Consider the following 1,169-nt stretch of genomic DNA (forward strand, 5'->3'; position numbering starts at 1 on the left):
ATCTCCGAGTTCGATTGGAATTTCTCCGCTATCCACAGCTCATCCCATGCTTTTTCAACAGCAACGTGGTTCGGTCCTCCACGAGGTTTTACCCTCGCTTCAACCTGGCCATGGATAGGTCACCCGGTTTCGGGTCTACGGCATGCAACTAGTCGCCCTATTAAGACTTGGTTTCCCTTCGGCTCCGTACCTTAAGTACTTAACCTTGCTACATACCGTAACTCGTTGGCTCGTTCTACAAAAAGCACATCATCACCCTCATAAGGGGCTTTGATCGGTTGTAGGCATACGGTTTCAGGTTCTATTTCACTCCCCTCCCGGGGTTCTTTTCACCTTTCCCTCACGGTACTGCTTCACTATCGGTCATCAGGTAGTATTTAGGCTTGGGAGGTGGTCCTCCCTGCTTCCCACAAGGTTTCACGTGTCTCGTGGTACTCTGGATCAGAACTTTAGATCTTCTCGTTTCGCCTACGTGGCTATTACACTCTACGGCATAACTTTCCAGTTATCTTCGGCTACGATAGCCTTCTAAGTTAATGTTCTGTCCGCAACCCCGGAGATAAATCTCCGGTTTGGCCTCTTTCCTTTTCGCTCGCCGCTACTAAGAAAATCGATTTTTCTTTCTCTTCCTCTAGGTACTTAGATGTTTCAGTTCCCTAGGTTACCTTCCTATAGCTATGTATTCACTATAGGATACATGGGGTTCACCCATGTGAGTTCCCTCATTCGGAAATCTTCGAATCTCTGGCTATGTGCGCCTACTCGAAGCTTATCGCAGCTTATCACGTCCTTCATCGGCTCCTGATGCCAAGGCATTCACCATACGCCCTTTGTAGCTTGACCTATTTAGTCATTTTTAAGATTTTGCAATCTTAGATATATTGTTACAAAGAATAGTATATTTAAATACATTTTTCTTGGCTTGTTGTATCAACTAATTAATTTCATGTGCAATTTTCAAAGAACAATTCTCTTTGAGAAACAATGGTTTCTCAAAATTGAACAGTATAATACAAACCAATCTCTTTCGAATAAGAAATCGAGATTTTGATTTTTTGGCTGTACTGATTAATCATCTTGTTAATCAGATTTCTCCATAGAAAGGAGGTGATCCAGCCGCAGGTTCTCCTACGGCTACCTTGTTACGACTTCACCCCAATCGCTGACCC

Annotated in this window: 2 rRNA genes; both read right to left on the minus strand. The window is 43.8% G+C overall.

What is annotated here, in order from left to right:
• Window positions 1-843 (minus strand): 23S ribosomal RNA (locus ACRCYC_RS08020); the annotation flags it as partial.
• Between the two features lie 257 nt (window positions 844-1,100).
• Window positions 1,101-1,169: ribosomal RNA gene (locus ACRCYC_RS08025) — 16S ribosomal RNA — on the minus strand; the annotation flags it as partial.

This window comes from Paraclostridium sp. (assembly GCF_051657365.1).
GTDB lineage: Bacteria > Bacillota > Clostridia > Peptostreptococcales > Peptostreptococcaceae > Paraclostridium.